This window comes from Yersinia alsatica (assembly GCF_902170305.1).
Lineage (GTDB): Bacteria > Pseudomonadota > Gammaproteobacteria > Enterobacterales > Enterobacteriaceae > Yersinia > Yersinia alsatica.
This window is the reverse complement of the sequence record NZ_CABHWW010000014.1, coordinates 220,905-235,985: the sequence shown is the minus strand read 5'-3', so window position 1 is coordinate 235,985 and position 15,081 is coordinate 220,905. Positions and strand designations below refer to the sequence as shown.

Genomic DNA, 15,081 nt, shown 5'->3' with positions numbered 1-15,081 from the left:
ATATGCCAGCTTTGGTTGCCGCCACTGCACCCATAGCTTGCTCGTGAACCCAGGAAACCGAATGAAAAAGTTAACCATTGTGATGATTACATTGTTACTGATTGCCTGCGCGAATACCGGCCATGTTGGGGTGAGCGGCGGTTCGAGTGGCATCTCCAGCATCAGCATTGGCACCGGGGTTCGCCGCTAGGCAGGTATTTTAAGCCCCCCTGCCTTGCGGCTAGTTACGGCTCAGTTAGGGGTGCTTCAGGTCGGTAACTTCAGTGGAAAAACGCGCGCTAATGGCATCCCGCTCATAACCTTGCCGCTCAGTCAAAAGAGTATATAGCTCTGGGCGGCGGCCATAAATCCAACGACGACCGGTGCTCAGTGGGATCAATGAGAGATCCAGTTTGGCACTGACCATCATATCCGCCGCTTCCCAGGTCTCATTGATGATACGGCCGTAAGGGTCCAATATCATGGCATTGCCGGTACGGACCTCATCATCATCCGCGCCAATACCATTACTAAACAGAATAAATAGGCCATTGTCATGTGCTCGCGCCGGTAGCCAGCGCATTAACCATTCTCGACCATTGATTCCGCGAATGGCCGCAGTCATTTCCTGTTTTCTTTCAATCCGTTGCTCCCATAACGCCAGTTGAATGGGCTTCATACCATATGGGCTGCGTGAATGTGTTCCCCCAGTCTGATGTGGCGCTAATAATATATCGGCCCCTAATAAAGTGGTGGCGCGGACATTTTCCACCAAATTGTTATCCCAACAGATGAGAATCCCGACTTTGACTCCCCATGGCGTGTCAAACACAGTATAAGAATCGCCGCTACTGATCGCCGGATGCTCAAAGGCATGCAGCTTGCGGTGAGTGTGCAGAGATCCATCCGGCATGCAGGCCACATAAGCATTATAGAGCCGCCCATCATCAGCCAATTCAATCAGGCCGACGCCAATGAGCATTTGATGCTTCACCGCTAAAGCGCGCACTAAGGCAATCGAGGGGCTGCTGTCAATGGTCTCGGCCAGAGCACTGACCTGTGCTGCCGTCAATTTCGGCACATGCCAATAGCCGGTAATGCACATCTCTGGAAAGGCCAATATTTGGATATTTTGCACTGCTGCCTGTTCAATAAACTTCTCAATAACCAATAGATTATATTGCTTGTTGTTGGCCTGATGCTGGAACTGCACTGTTGCTGCGGTTATCAATTGTGATTCAGTCACATTAACCTCCAAGGTTAGCCGCTGTTGATGTTTATCATTGCTATTACAGCAGCCGTATTGATAACTTTATAATGAATGATTTTCCTTTATTGATTACCAATAGGAATGGAATGTGAATCTCAAATTGCTAAAAGCTTTTGTTATGCTCGCCGAGAAAGGCAACTACAGCGAGGCGGCGCAAGCACTTTGCGTCACACAACCGGCGTTGAGTAAGCAGATTAACTTATTGGAATCAATGCTTAATCTGCAGTTATTTTCTCGCGGGCGTCATGGTGCGGAACTGACGCGAAGTGGGCAGCAACTGCTTTCCGAGGCGGAAAAAGTGGTCAATCAGTCTGACTTTTTTGTACAGCATGCGGCGCGAGTGGCGCAGGGAATGGAAGGATTCATAGCGGTAGGTTTTGGATTATCGACTTTTTATACTGCGCCGAACTGTATCGCAAAATTCAGACAACAATATCCGGCTATCACCATGACGTTGGAGGATATTCCCTCGGCCCAACAATATGCATTATTGACCGGTGGTGAACTGCAAGTTGGCTTTGTGCGAATGCCGCCTACAGCATCGCTACATTTTCATCCCTTATTTGACGACCAACTGGTGCTGGTTACGCCCCAAAATACAGCACTAACACTCGATGCCTGGCTAAAACAGCTGCCGTTGCTGCGGTTATATAGTGCGCGCGGGCGTGGATTAAATGCGCAAATTGACCTGTTTTTGCAGTCAAACCAACTTTATGCCCCGCAGATGCAAGAAGTGGAAGATATTCAGACCATACTCGCACTGGTGGTTGCCGGTATCGGAGTGGCACTATTGCCACACAGTGTGGTGCATATCGCCCCTGCTACCCTCAATATTATGCCACTGAGTGGCAATAACCTCAGTTGGCCTGTTGGGATCGCCTGGAATGATGCCATTACGGACGTGGTGCGGGATAACTTTATTAAGATGATTACTAATGAGTAACTGACAAAGCATCAATGGATCCGATGCTTTGCCAGTGATTAGGTGCTGAGATTAACGGAATGGCGGCTCGTTAAAGGTGCGCAGCTTGCGGGAATGCAGTTGATCCCCTTCGGCGCGCAGCAAATCTATCGCCCGGATACCAATTTGCAGGTGCTCAGAAATCGCCCCTTCATAGAAGTGATTAGCCTGACCCGGTAGCTTAATTTCGCCATGCAGCGGTTTATCGGAGACACACAGTAAGGTGCCATAAGGCACGCGGAAACGATAACCTTGCGCGGCAATAGTGGCACTTTCCATATCCACGGCCACCGCACGACTTAAGCTGAAGCGCAATGCAGAAGCAGAAAAACGCAGCTCCCAGTTACGATCATCCGAGGTCACCACGGTTCCGGTACGTAACCGCTGTTTGACTTCAACTCCCGGCATGCCACTCACCGCTTTAGTGGCGTCATAGAGTGCTCGCTGCACTTCCGCAATACTGGGGATGGGGATATCTGGGGGCAACACCGCGTCCAGAACATGGTCATCACGTAAATAAGCATGAGCCAGTACATAATCGCCAATCGCCTGGCTCTCACGTAAACCGCCACAGTGCCCAATCATCAACCAGGCATGGGGCCGCATGACGGCCAGATGGTCACAAATAGTTTTGGCGTTGGATGGGCCGACCCCAATATTCACCAGCGTAATACCATGCCCACTTTCAGCCATTAAATGATAAGCCGGCATCTGGTACTTTTTCCACGCCAGATCGGAAGTGGTTTTGTCAGGATCCGCATTTTCTGCCGTTATATAGCTCCCACCGGCGCAGGATAAAGCTTTGTAAGGGCTGGTCGGGTCTAGAATTTGCTCGCAGGCCCAGCTGACAAACTCATCAACATAGCGGCTGTAATTGGTAAACAGAATATAGGGCTGAATATGTTCTGCCGGGGTGCCGGTATAGTGTTTCAAGCGCGCCAGTGAAAAGTCGGTACGCAGCGCATCAAAATGCGACAGTGGGAAGTCGGCGGTGAGAGTATCAATACCATCAGTGATACCATCGCCAATCATCGCCAAATCTGTGGTTGGGAAGTGTTGAGCCAGCCCCGCGGTCATTGAGCGGTCAAGAACAAGGTCGGAGCCATCAATCACGAACGGATATGGCATCTGCTGTTGTGACGGTGTCACTTCAAACACTGCACCATACTCGTTTTCGAGTAAAGTCAGTTGCTCCGTTAAATAGGGTTTGAACAAGGCAGGCCGCGTGATAGTGGTGCTGTATTGGCCGGTGCGCGAGAAGCGCCCATAAGCACGAGTGCGCTGGAGGTCACGCAACCGCCCATCCCAACTGACACTGATCTGCGGATATGAGAATAAACCTCTGGCCCTATCACCTGCATCCGGCAAAGAACCATCACGAATATAGTCGCTGATGGCATCACGCAATGCCGCCAGCGCCGACTCGTATAACGTCTCCAATCGCTCTATGGCCTCAATGGCCGAGAGATGAGTTGTAGTGGATGACTGATTCAAAGTATCTCCTTGCTTGCAATACGCGTTCCCATGACTTTGCTAGAGCTTACGCAATAAATCTCGACAGAGGTAGCTCTCTCTATGCGGGAATTGGCAAAATACTTTCTCAGTAATCCAAGTACTGCGAGTAAGAAGCGATACCCTGTAACGAAGGCTACCGGGTTAATTGCCGAACACGTTTCCAGCAAACAACGGGGCATTTTGCCACTTATTCCGCCGTTTGATTCCTACTGTTGCGCACTAAAGTATAGGCTGTCGCAGATAACACATTATTTTCTGCCTTGGGTTTCATTACAAAGGTCTCTTTTGCGTGGCAAAATTATTTTTACGCAGTGGTAGTTTGGCCGATATTCTGGCATTGGGCGAAAACGGGCAGCCGGTTTATGCGGCTGCACTTCAGATAAGAGAAGCATTACGCCTTAAAAAACAGCAGCATATTGCTGATTGTCTGGCAATTCCTCAGCTCAATGAACAAGGCGATCGTATTGACTGGTATTCCCCGATTGACGGTAAAGTCACCTCATGGATAGCCGCCAGCACCACTGAGCGCAAAGCCGCCATTAAGCAATTGTCGGCGTGTCTGTCGAGTGTCAATGACCTCTGCCAACGAGCACAGCAATCAGATAAAGCGGCGCAACGACTATTTGGCGTGTTGCTCGCTAAAGCCATGCAGTTTCCTGATCAAAACCACGTGTATTTAGTTGCTGGCAAGCCAGTGCTGACGTTCTGGGGATTTGTCAGTCAGGATAAGAAAACACGCACTGACCCATTGGATTGTTTACGCGAGACGGCAGAAAACAGTGAACCGATTTTCTCGACACTGAGCGCCACTCCGCCTGCGCCCATTACCTCGGTGGCCCCTGCCACTGTTGCCGCTATTGAGCTACCTCCTCAAGCCGATATTGCGCCAGAGATACCGCCCGAGCCGGTGAGTGAACTCGCACCGCCAGTTACCGAGGTAAAAAAATCATCTCGCTGGTTACGATTAAGTTGGATGTTACCGGCACTGGCGTTAATGATCGCTTTAATCGTGCAATTTAGCGGCAGCATGCCAGAGAGAGCCTCTGCGGCACCCGAAGTTAAAGCCGTGTCTGCTGAAGATAAAACGCCTAAAATTCAGGAGGTTACTCCGCCAGTTACCGCGCCAATTACCAAGATTGTGCAACCCGCCATTGAGCCACAACTGCCGTTGGAAAATGCCACCATCGTCACTCCGGCCGCGGTTATTACCGAGTCTGTCGTCGTGCCGGTATTAACTGAGGCACAGAGTAAAAGTGCGCTGATATTACCCTCCGATGCCGTCAAGGTTGGCTCTACCACCTTCCTGAATGGCAACTGGCGTGTTAGCCCGGATATTAAAACCGCCCATACGGGTAAAGCACCAAGCTTGAAATATCAGATTAAGAATGGGAAAGGTACTGCCAAAATAACCCACGGCGATAATGTCACTTGTCGCGCCAATATTACTGCCGGGCTGATGAAGTCGGGCAACTTGGTGATCAATAGCCGTTACCGAGCACAGTGTAGTGATGGGTCAAAATATCAAATGCCTGAGCTGGTCTGTAAGCAAGGTGCTAGCGGTATTGCCGATTGTAAAGGCCGTTATGATGCCAATACGACCCTTCCAATGACGATGAAGCGTGAGACTAAATAATATTATGCTGGCAACGATCACTGACTATAAACAGAAAATTACGCTGATTCAGAATAGTGGCATCCAGTTTTTGGACTTCGCTTTAAAACCTGAATTAGAGACTGAACTGCCCAATAAATTCGTCCGTAAAAGTGCAAACGGCCCACTGCTGCGACTGAATTATAATGAACATAATGGTAAATATTCTCTTATGGTGCCGGGTGCCGCGCCTGAGATTGTTAAACCTGAATTTAGCTTCCCGCTAGAACAATCGCTGAAGTTGCTGAATAAGATTTGGCTCCCCTTGCCTTTCTTGCGTTTTAATCCGCCACGCACTTTCATTAATGGGCCAGATAACTGGGCCAGAATGCAAATTTTAGTCTTGGATAGCCCAGATCAAGATGGCAATACTTTGCGGGTGACACTGGCCTTTGATACCAAAGTTTATCCTGAAGGTCATGCTAACGAATATCTGGCGCCGAATGAGAACGATATTAAGACCGGACTGAGTTTTGCCCTAGCCTACCATAATGAAGAGTTAGCTGAGTTTCTGGATTTAACCTGGGTAGATGGCTGGTTACGTGAAGTGTTTATCCAGCAAGCTTCTGAGCAGGAAGAACGTACTGCGCGGCATATCAGTGCTTCACTGCGTGAATTTGAATATCAGGCCCACTACCTTAACTTGCTCGAATTACTGGGCAACCAAGTTGGTGTACCGGAAATTAAAATCAATACCAGCACCCTGCAAGAACCGGCGGTGAATGTTGACCTTATTCTTGATGTCGGTAACTCACATACTTGCGGTATTTTAGTTGAAGACCATGCCGATGAAAGTAATGGCCTAAAACAGACTTACGAATTGCAAATACGTGACTTAAGCGAACCTCATCATCTGTATAACGAACTGTTTGAAAGCCGGGTTGAATTCGCGCAAGCCAAATTCGGCAAGCAGAATTTCTCGGTGGAGAGTGGTCGCGACGATGCCTTTATTTGGCCTGCAATAACCCGGGTGGGTAGTGAAGCGAGTCGAATGGCGCTGCATCGCTTAGGAACCGAAGGTTCTACTGGGATTTCCAGTCCGCGCCGCTATTTATGGGATGAAGAGACCTATACCCCAGGCTGGCGATTTAATGAAACTCAATCCACACAGACCGATGAACCACTGGCTACCGCACCGCCGCTGACTAATTTGGTCAATGATGACGGCCAACCTTTATATAGCTTGCCGCTGGATGATCGGCTGCCGGTATTTTCGCCGCACTATAGCCGCAGCTCATTGATGACCTTCATGTTATCGGAGTTATTAGCGCAGGCACTGATGCAAATAAACAGTGCGGCACAGCGGCTGAAAATGACCCATGCCAATGCTCCACGTCAATTACGCGCCATTATTCTGACGCTGCCTTCGGCGATGCCAAAACCGGAACGCGAGATTTTCCGTCGTCGGATGAAGGAAGCCATTGCACTGGTATGGAAATCTATGGGCTGGCATCCGGCTGATGATAACTTTGTCTCCGAAGCAGACCGCGCCAAAAGCTCAGTCCCAGTACCCAGTGTCCAGATGGAATGGGATGAAGCCACCTGTGGCCAAATGGTTTATCTGTATAACGAAACGCAGGTTAACTTCGGTGGGCGCACCGCTGCTTTCTTTGCCAGCATGGCCCGGCCTGATAAGCAACTTGAAGCCGGAGAAAGCGCAGGGAAAACCTTACGCATTGCCTCAATTGATATTGGCGGCGGCACCACCGACTTGGCTATCACCCAATATTGGTTGGATGGCGGCATGGGGAATAATGTCAAAATCAGCCCACGTTTATTGTTCCGTGAAGGATTTAAAGTGGCTGGCGACGATATTTTGCTGGATGTTATTCAGCTCTATATTTTGCCCGCACTTCAGGCGCATCTTAAGAAAGCCGCCGTCGCCAATACTGATGTGTTGATGGATAAGTTGTTCGGTAATGATGGTCGCATGGACGGGCAATCAGCACTGCGGCAGCAAGCTACATTACAGATATTTATGCCAGTTGGTCGGGCAATTCTGGAAGCTTATGAAAGCTTTGATCCATTGGATACCAATGCAGAAATTGAGGCCAATTTCGGTGAGTTATTATCCCAACAACCGACTGCGAAAGTTCTGGAGTATATCAACAGTGAGGTTCAGCGCGAGCTGCCTGCCGATGCGGCTGAGTTTGATATCTTGCAGGTGCCGTTAGTATTGAAATTAAGTAAATTGCACGGCGAGTTTTTATCTAACCGGATGAGCATTACGCAAAATCTGCGTTCGCTGTCGGAAGTGGTGTCGCTCTATAGCTGTGATGTGCTGTTATTGACCGGCCGCCCTTCGCGCTTCCCCGGTATTCAAGCCCTGTTCCGCCATCTACAACCGCTGCCTAACAACCGTATTCTTTCACTGGATGGATACCATACCAGTGATTGGTACCCGTTTAGTAAACAAGGCCGTATTGAGAACCCGAAATCTACGGCAGCAGTGGGAGCCATGCTGTGTTTGTTGGCACTGGATTTGCGACTGGCCGGTTTTTACTTTAAAGCGGGCGATTTCCAGCCTTATTCGACTATTCGCTATCTTGGTATGCTGGACAATAGCGACGCCCTGACTGATGAAAATGTCTACTATCGCGATATTGATCTTGATAGCGCAGATTATACCTTGCCATCTGAGGTCCGCTTTCAAGTAAGAGGCACATTGTGCCTTGGATTCCGTCAACTCGATAACGACCGCTGGCCGGCTTCGCCCCTTTATAGCTTGTCGATTGTTGATCAAGAATTGGCGCGCAAAGTCGCTGGGGATAGTGTGTTGCATGTCAGATTGAAACTGGCAACAGGCGATAATTCATGGGTTGATAAAAGCTGGGTTGATAAAAGCAGGATTGATAAAAACAGTGGCCCCGAGCGTTTTGAGATAGCTGATGCGGTATTGCAAGATGGTAGCCGCGTTCCATCGCATCATCTGCGTCTTAAGCTAAACACCTTAGCCAGCAATGGTTCAGCATCAACCCATTATTGGATTGATAGTGGGAGCGTATTTAGAAAATGAAATCATTAACCAACCTTCAGCTCAATAGCCAGCTTCAGCAGGTGACTCAAGGCATTGATCAGACTATTGATTGGATTAACAATACGCGCCAACATGCTATTCGTCTGGATATCGAAGCTGACCAACTGACCATCAAATTACGCCGCCATCGTAATAAAGCGCGCCATTTAGCAGCGACGTCATTAACAGCCATGAGTATTGGCTTTTTTGGCCAGTCATCCGCCGGGAAACAGCACCTTATTTCAGCGCTGATGCCGAATGAACATGGCCGACTGGAAACGACGTTGATGGGGAAAACTCTCGACTTTTGGCAGCAAATCAAACCGGGGTATCAAGCCAGCGGTCTGGTCACTCGCTTTAGCTATCAGACCGGAATGAGCCCAACAATAGCTCATCACCAGAGCCATCCGGTGCAGCTTTCGCTGCTGAGTGAAGTGGATCTTCTTAAGATAGTCACCAGTGTTTTTTTGCTGGAAAATCAAACGAAAAGCCAACGGCAAGAGACTCACGAAAATACTTTGGATGAGCAGCATATTAACGACCATCTACAACAGTTGGTGATGCGCAAACAACCTGCTGTTGTTGCTGGCATAACCAGTGATGATGTTATTAGCCTCTGGGACTATTTGGTTCGCCATGACACATCACGGCAGAAAATATTGGCGGCACATTTTTGGCCCATGGCGACTGAACTTGCCCCTTATTTGAGTATTGATGACCGTGCCCGCCTATTCTCACTGCTGTGGGCCGAATCTCAGCCACTGACCGAGGCTTATCGCCATTTCGCCTATACATTGCAGCATTTGGGCGGCGCGCCGCAATTACTGGCACCGCTGAGTGTATTAGTCGATGATATGCTGTTGCCGGCCAACGGCATCATGAATATCGCCACACTTGGCGACCTTAACACCCCTGCTGATAGCCATATCCAAGTGCTGCCTGTCGCAGACGATACCGTTAATGATTCAGTGACGTTGTCACTTGCTGAATTAACTTTATTGTCGGTCGAGTTACAGATCCCGCTGCCGATGTCGGCAGCAGAAAATGTATTTGAATCAATCGACTTATTAGATTTTCCTGATTTTAGTGCTGCGCTTGACAATGCTGTCCCTGAGCACCCCACTTACCCGCTAGCTGCTGGGTTGTCGCAAGCTAAAAATGCCTACTTGCTGGAGCGTTACACTGACAAACAACAAATCAATCTGTTATTGGTTTGCAATGCGGCGGCTCAACGCGACGCAGTGAAAACGGTTGGTAAGAAGCTGGATTATTGGGTTAAGCAGTCTCAAGGTGAGAATAGCCAAGTCCGTTCGCGGCGAAACCCGGGGCTTATCTGGGCATTAACACCTTTTGATCAGCGCATGGTTGCGGATGGTGCAAAAAACCATGACGAAGCGGTTCAACGTTACGTGGGAAACCCCGGGGATAGCTGGGGTACTATGCTGGCACTGGATACTCGTGGCATTGAACGGATGGTGGCTTATCTGGCTCAGGAAGTTCGCCGAGATATTAAAACTGAGCGTCTTACCGAGCAACTCCATGAACTGCAACGGGAACTGACAGAGAATGTGCTAGCGGGTTGGTATCAACCTGAAGCGAATGAATCACAGCAAAAACAGCTTATTGCTGAGACATTGCTTAAAGCACTGCAAACCCGCACTGGCCTACATGGCGAGTTATTAGAACGTTTATTACCCTCTCGTGATGATTTACGTGGTTTGTATTTGCAACAGCAGAGTCACGCGGCTGAATTGAAAATCCCGACCGCTAACACAGAACCTTTTAGCATTGGTATTGATATCGATTTATTCAGCGACCAACCTGTTGCCTTTGAAATACCCACCGCGACTGCGACACAGCTCGGGAGTGACTATGACGCGGAATATGCTGCCAAAGTACACCGTTACTGGGTCAATCACTTACGGCAATTGCCGGAAAATGGGCCGTTGATCGAATTACTGGGCATTAATAAGCCCACGGTTGAATTGCTGGTTGCGGAACTAATTACCGCCAGTATCCGCTTAAATATCGTCGGGCAGTTGATCAAGACACTGGCAGACAGCGAACCTGTGGGTTTGCAACGCGAAACCAAAGCTGATCGTCAGGTATCCCGCGCCCTCAGCGTATTAGGGGATTTTGTTGCCTGGCTCGGCTTCTTACAAATCAGTGAAGATCAGCGCCCTAACAGCCGAATTAATCGTGGCTATAAGATTTTTGTTCAGCCGCCTAAGTCAGCCTCTCCTCTGGGGGCATCACATCGATTAACAAAACTGGCGCTCACCCCAACCAATAACACCGCATTTTATATTTATGATTGGCTGGTTGGTTTAGGTGAAATGATTATTCACAACGAAGGTTACTCAGCCAGTAATGAAATTAGTGGGCTCCATCGCGAACAGTTGGCAGCCTTATTAAAACTGATTAAAGCGTAAAGAGAGTCACTCACTTTTAGCAATAAGCCGAGAGTGAGTGACTGTTATTAAGTGAACATTTTCTTGCTACCGGCATTCTTGCCACGTACAACCCGAAAACTCACTAAATTGCCTGAAAATACTTCTCTACTAGAGCATATAAAATCGCAGCAGTTTCAATATCAATTATTCCACTGTAATTTTCGGGGCGGAAGTGTAGCTGGAATGCACGCACCAGATATTTATAGCCATCTTCACTGTTAGTGTAAGTAATATCATAACCATAAGTACTGAAGTGACTGAGCAGTTCCGCTCTGGTCGGCAAGCCATGGGATATAAAGTTTTGAGAGTATTTTTGCCTGGTATCATCATCATACCAAGCCCCTATTCCCGCTTCATATAACTCCTGCCAAGGGAAGGCTGGGCCTGGGTCACTTTTTCGGGTGGGGGCAATGTCAGAGTGAGCCACCACATTGACCGGGGTGATATCGGGGTAACGTTGTAAAATATTGGCGGCCAGCTGTTTGACGGCGGCAATTTGTTCAGCTGGATAAGGTGGAAAATTAAAAACACCTTTACTTTCAGTTGCCAAATTGACAATTTCAATACCAACCGAGCTATCATTAATTTGAGTACGCCCTGCCCAGCCACTCTCGCCAGCATGCCAGGCGCGCGCACTCTCATCCACGAGATTAAAGATGCGTATATCTTTAAATCCAGCCTGAATATAGCTCTCATCAGTAATATCTGGCACCAGATATTGGACACTGACCTTATCCCCTGTTAGAGAAGCCATCGAATCTGAAAAGTTCTCCGAAGTATAATGAAGCACTAAAAATCTGACGCGAAAATTAAACCCCTTAACAGAGCGATAACTATTATAATCAATCTGATACATAGTGAACTCCTTGTGGTATCAACATCATTTAATATGTGTTAATCAATACATCCCTATTTTTCACTTAGCCCACATTTAACGAGAACATTTGGGTAATAGATATTTACAATGCTCTAAGCACAATAATTCCAGGCGTGTTTTTTACATACTCAATAAATGGTGAATCAACAACTTTCATATTCTTTTTCATTGACGAGGCGTTACGCAACATTGGTCCATTGGGCGTCATAATATAAATACCGGTATGAGTGACATCTAACCCTTTAATTTTGGTATAAATACCAATGTAATCACCGATTTTTAAATTATGCACAACCGTATCATCAACAAACTCGGCTGGAATATAAACCACATCGCGTTTTGTCACCCCCAACGTTGGGATAAACTCACCGCCATCCTCTTTCTTATTCAGATACTTAGTGACAGTAACCGCGTGCGAACTTATTGTTGCGGTCACATCCTGGGCATTTAAGGGTTGTCGCTGTGACCAATCGGTGAAGAAATGCTTGCGATTTTTATAGCTAACATCACCATTGATATAGCGCGTTTCAATAAGCCGCTGAACAAATATATTGCTATCTGTAGATTTACGTAACGAATTAACATAATCAAGATAAGTAAAACAATCTAGCCCTCTGAAATCTATCACCAATTTTTCAGCTTCTGTTGCAGATCCCATCAGCATATTGGCTTTATAAGGTGTCCCTAGAAATTCGGCGGAGACTTTATTGATAACTTCACCCGCAGATTGACCCTGAGCGGTGTCTACTTGAGTTGCTATAATTTGCGCAATGCGAGTTGTCGTATAATTATCAATATCAACTGTTTCATGTGGGCTATATTTCGCACCACAGCCGGCTAAAACTGCAATTAAAACCAACGACAATGATTTATGCATAAGTCCCTTCTGCGTTATTCCATTCAAGCCAAGAGATGTTACTTTAATGTTTAAAATTTAAACAAGGCATCAACAAAACGACATTGAGTGAAATTAGCGCCAGCTGATGAGGACAACATTGTTCTCAACAACTCTGTGATCAATCTTGGGTTTTTGCATTCTTGTTGTTCTGCACTCTTGTGCCTTTTTGCTAATCGTGTTTATCTTTTAAGGCTTATTACACTTATTGATGAGATATCCCGTGAACTATTCCACTGCCAATTTCGCCCTACTAAACACCGCGCATGTTGACGCGGTAGTCGTCGTGCGCGTGGTGGTGGTGGTCGGCAGCGCGCCGTAACGGGTACCGAATCCAGAAAGATTCCCAAACCCCGCCGGCGCCAGCCGAGCGGGGTTTCTTTTTAGCCCCACTCTGTTAGCCGCCGGCCCTGATAAAGGATATAACCATGCGTTATACAGGCGCCCAATTAATAGTTCGCTTGCTGGAGCAGCAAGGTATTACCACCGTTGCCGGGATCCCCGGCGGTGCCGCGCTACCGCTGTATGATGCGCTGGGGCAGAGCCGCATTATTCGCCATGTATTGGCGCGACATGAGCAAGGTGCCGGTTTTATGGCGCAAGGCATGGCCAGAGCCACTGGACAAACCGCCGTTTGTTTGGCCTCCAGTGGCCCCGGTGCGACAAATCTGGTGACGGCGATTGCCGATGCCAAACTTGACTCAATTCCACTGGTTTGTATTACCGGCCAAGTTTCCTCTTCTATGATTGGCACTGATGCTTTTCAAGAAGTTGATACCTACGGCATGTCGATTCCTATTACCAAACATAACTATCTGGTTCGTGATATCAACGAACTCACCCGGGTGATCCCTGCCGCATTCCGCATTGCACAGTCTGGTCGTCCCGGCCCGGTATGGATTGATATCCCTAAAGATGTGCAAACGGCCACCATTGAGATTGATAACCTGCCTGCGCCCGGGGTAGCTGATGCTCCCTGCCCGATTGAGCCAATCGCTATTGCGCAAGCCGCGCAAATGATTAACCGAGCGGCTCGGCCAGTGCTCTATCTGGGGGGCGGGATCGTCAGTTCTGACGCTCATCAGCAAGCCATACAGCTGGCAGAAAAAGCGGGTTTGCCAACCACCATGACATTAATGGCGTTAGGCACGATGCCTGTTGACCACCCATTATCCTTAGGAATGCTGGGGATGCATGCCGCGCGCTCCACCAATTTAATCATGCAGCAAGCTGACTTATTAATTGTGCTGGGAGCCAGATTTGATGACCGAGCCATCGGAAAAGCCGAGCAATTCTGCCCTGATGCCAGCATTATTCACGTTGATATCGATCCAGCTGAACTGGGTAAAATTCGCCGTCCACATCTGGCGATGAATGCAGATATTCAACAGGTATTGACTCATTTATTGCCCTTGGTTGAGAGCAACACTCGCAGTGAGTGGCGCGCAACCGTCAGTGATATGCAGCGCGAGTTCCCGTTCAATCAACCCAATAGCGGAAACCCACTGTGCCACTATGGTTTGATTCGTGCCGCCGCTGAAGCGCTGGATGACGAAACTATCATCACCACTGATGTTGGACAGCATCAGATGTGGGTGGCTCAAGCTTATCCTTTGCACCGCCCGCGCCAGTGGTTAACCTCCGGCGGGTTGGGCACTATGGGATTTGGTTTGCCCGCCGCTATTGGTGCCGCACTGGCTAAACCCCAAGCAAAAGTGGTGTGTTTTTCCGGTGATGGCAGCTTGATGATGAATATTCAGGAGATGGCGACGGCAGCTGAAGAGCAACTGAACGTCAAAATTATTTTGATGAACAACCAATCGTTAGGTTTAGTCCATCAGCAACAGGAATTGTTCTTCGGCAAACGAATTTTTGCTGCTGACTACCCTTATCGGACTAATTTCATTCATATTGCCGAAGGATTTGGTTTCTCAACCTGCGACCTTAATACCGCGAGTGACCCTTATGCTGCATTACATGAAGCATTGAACCGCCCGGGGCCGGTATTGATCCACGCACTGATTGATGTAGATGAAAAAGTGTATCCGATGGTGCCTCCGGGCGCGGCCAATATCGATATGATTGGAGGTGAGTAATATGACAAATCAACACAGCACAGCTCAACCAACTGCAGACTTACCTACTGCCGCGCGAGTAACGCTATTGCTCACAGTACGCAACCATCCCGGAGTTATGTCCCATATCTGCGGTTTATTTGCCCGTCGCGCCTTTAACGTAGAAGGGATTCTATGTATGCCGCTAGCGGGCGGCGAAGAAAGCCGTATTTGGTTGCAGGTCTTGGATGATCAGCGCCTGCTACAAATGATAAGTCAGCTAGAAAAGTTAGAGGATGTCCTTCAGGTGCGTCGCTTTGGGGCTGAAATGCCGATTTTTGACCAAGTCGAAGATTTGGTCGCCAATCAGCGTTGATGCTTTCGCTTTAATAAAAGTAGAAAAAATCTGA

The 15,081-nt window shown here is 48.2% G+C and carries 12 protein-coding genes; 8 read left to right on the top strand and 4 right to left on the bottom strand.

What is annotated here, in order from left to right; all coding sequences use genetic code 11:
• The first annotated feature begins 61 nt into the window (after positions 1–61).
• On the top strand, positions 62–190 hold the full coding sequence (locus FTA96_RS23695; protein WP_256967494.1) for a hypothetical protein: 129 nt from the start codon (positions 62–64) through the stop codon (positions 188–190).
• 45 nt (positions 191–235) lie between these two features.
• Here FTA96_RS23695 and FTA96_RS10580 read toward each other — a convergent pair whose 3' ends face one another.
• Positions 236–1,225: a nitrilase family protein gene (locus FTA96_RS10580; RefSeq protein ID WP_145573764.1), complete on the bottom strand. Its 990-nt coding sequence runs from the start codon at positions 1,223–1,225 to the stop codon at positions 236–238.
• A gap of 112 nt (positions 1,226–1,337) precedes the next feature.
• Here FTA96_RS10580 and FTA96_RS10575 point away from each other — a divergent pair, with 112 nt between their 5' ends.
• Positions 1,338–2,192 carry a LysR family transcriptional regulator gene (locus tag FTA96_RS10575; RefSeq protein WP_145573762.1) on the top strand — a complete coding sequence of 285 codons (855 nt, stop codon included), beginning with the start codon at positions 1,338–1,340 and terminating at the stop codon, positions 2,190–2,192.
• Positions 2,193–2,243: 51 nt separating this feature from the next.
• Here FTA96_RS10575 and FTA96_RS10570 read toward each other — a convergent pair whose 3' ends face one another.
• On the bottom strand, positions 2,244–3,704 hold the full coding sequence (locus FTA96_RS10570) for an AMP nucleosidase (RefSeq protein WP_050107033.1): 1,461 nt from the start codon (positions 3,702–3,704) through the stop codon (positions 2,244–2,246).
• Between the two features lie 310 nt (positions 3,705–4,014).
• Here FTA96_RS10570 and FTA96_RS10565 point away from each other — a divergent pair, with 310 nt between their 5' ends.
• The 3 genes from FTA96_RS10565 to FTA96_RS10555 are packed head-to-tail and all read left to right on the top strand — an operon-like array spanning position 4,015 to position 10,824.
• The gene (locus FTA96_RS10565) at positions 4,015–5,358 is read left to right on the top strand and encodes an SrfA family protein (RefSeq protein WP_186372870.1); all 1,344 of its coding nucleotides are present in this window, start codon (positions 4,015–4,017) and stop codon (positions 5,356–5,358) included.
• A gap of 4 nt (positions 5,359–5,362) precedes the next feature.
• A complete protein-coding gene (locus FTA96_RS10560; protein WP_145534510.1) occupies positions 5,363–8,392 on the top strand; it encodes a virulence factor SrfB in 3,030 nt (1,009 codons plus the stop codon).
• Complete coding sequence (locus FTA96_RS10555) at positions 8,389–10,824, top strand: putative virulence factor (protein WP_145573760.1); 2,436 nt, start codon at positions 8,389–8,391, stop codon at positions 10,822–10,824. The genes FTA96_RS10560 and FTA96_RS10555 overlap by 4 nt, the downstream gene beginning before the upstream one ends.
• Positions 10,825–10,927: 103 nt before the next feature.
• Here FTA96_RS10555 and FTA96_RS10550 read toward each other — a convergent pair whose 3' ends face one another.
• Positions 10,928–11,701 carry an N-acetylmuramoyl-L-alanine amidase gene (locus FTA96_RS10550; RefSeq protein ID WP_145573758.1) on the bottom strand — a complete coding sequence of 258 codons (774 nt, stop codon included), beginning with the start codon at positions 11,699–11,701 and terminating at the stop codon, positions 10,928–10,930.
• A 103-nt stretch (positions 11,702–11,804) separates the two neighbouring features.
• Positions 11,805–12,599 carry a DUF1460 domain-containing protein gene (locus FTA96_RS10545; RefSeq protein WP_145530549.1) on the bottom strand — a complete coding sequence of 265 codons (795 nt, stop codon included), beginning with the start codon at positions 12,597–12,599 and terminating at the stop codon, positions 11,805–11,807.
• Between the two features lie 241 nt (positions 12,600–12,840).
• Between FTA96_RS10545 and ivbL the strand changes: the two genes are divergently transcribed.
• The 3 genes from ivbL (at position 12,841) to ilvN (ending at position 15,047) form a co-directional block, all read left to right on the top strand.
• A complete protein-coding gene (gene ivbL / locus FTA96_RS10540; RefSeq protein ID WP_375541944.1) occupies positions 12,841–12,939 on the top strand; it encodes an ilvB operon leader peptide IvbL in 99 nt (32 codons plus the stop codon).
• Positions 12,940–13,045: 106 nt separating this feature from the next.
• A complete protein-coding gene (gene ilvB / locus FTA96_RS10535; RefSeq protein ID WP_050318324.1) occupies positions 13,046–14,713 on the top strand; it encodes an acetolactate synthase large subunit in 1,668 nt (555 codons plus the stop codon).
• A 1-nt stretch (position 14,714) separates the two neighbouring features.
• Positions 14,715–15,047 carry an acetolactate synthase small subunit gene (ilvN, locus tag FTA96_RS10530; RefSeq protein WP_050145884.1) on the top strand — a complete coding sequence of 111 codons (333 nt, stop codon included), beginning with the start codon at positions 14,715–14,717 and terminating at the stop codon, positions 15,045–15,047.
• Positions 15,048–15,081: the final 34 nt, after the last annotated feature.

Coding starts and splice junctions, on each gene's coding strand:
- FTA96_RS23695 (WP_256967494.1), top strand. CDS start 62: ATGAAAAAGTTAACCATTGTGATGATTACATTGTTACTGATTGCCTGC.
- FTA96_RS10560 (WP_145534510.1), top strand. CDS start 5,363: ATGCTGGCAACGATCACTGACTATAAACAGAAAATTACGCTGATTCAG.
- FTA96_RS10555 (WP_145573760.1), top strand. CDS start 8,389: ATGAAATCATTAACCAACCTTCAGCTCAATAGCCAGCTTCAGCAGGTG.
- FTA96_RS10550 (WP_145573758.1), bottom strand. CDS start 11,701: ATGTATCAGATTGATTATAATAGTTATCGCTCTGTTAAGGGGTTTAAT.
- FTA96_RS10545 (WP_145530549.1), bottom strand. CDS start 12,599: ATGCATAAATCATTGTCGTTGGTTTTAATTGCAGTTTTAGCCGGCTGT.
- ilvB (WP_050318324.1), top strand. CDS start 13,046: ATGCGTTATACAGGCGCCCAATTAATAGTTCGCTTGCTGGAGCAGCAA.
- ilvN (WP_050145884.1), top strand. CDS start 14,715: ATGACAAATCAACACAGCACAGCTCAACCAACTGCAGACTTACCTACT.